This is a genomic window from Tritonibacter sp. SIMBA_163 (genome assembly GCF_046535935.1).
GTDB lineage: Bacteria > Pseudomonadota > Alphaproteobacteria > Rhodobacterales > Rhodobacteraceae > Epibacterium > Epibacterium scottomollicae.
The window spans coordinates 1-236 of sequence record NZ_JAWJBP010001317.1 but is presented as its reverse complement, the minus strand read 5'-3'; the positions used below and the strand labels follow the sequence as shown (position 1 = coordinate 236).

1 pseudogene is annotated in these 236 nt (G+C 63.6%); it reads right to left on the bottom strand.

Annotated features, from left to right (window positions below):
- Positions 1-236, bottom strand: a pseudogene (locus R0J92_RS26575) (3-deoxy-7-phosphoheptulonate synthase); the annotation flags it as partial.

The window sequence follows — 236 nt, the reverse complement described above, 5'->3', positions numbered from 1 at the left end:
GGCACCGAGGCATCGAGGAATTCGGACCCCACCGGCAGGCCTATCTCGCTCAGGTCGAGGCAGATTTTGCGCGCGGTCGACAGCCCCTTGTTGATGCGGAAGGAGCCATCGAGATTGGGATCGTTGATCAGACCCTTCCAGCCCGCGATGGTGCGGGGGTTCTCTAACTAGACCCGCATCACGATCTCAACCTGGTCGCCCAGCTCGGCGCGCAAAGCGGCGAGGCGCCGGGCATA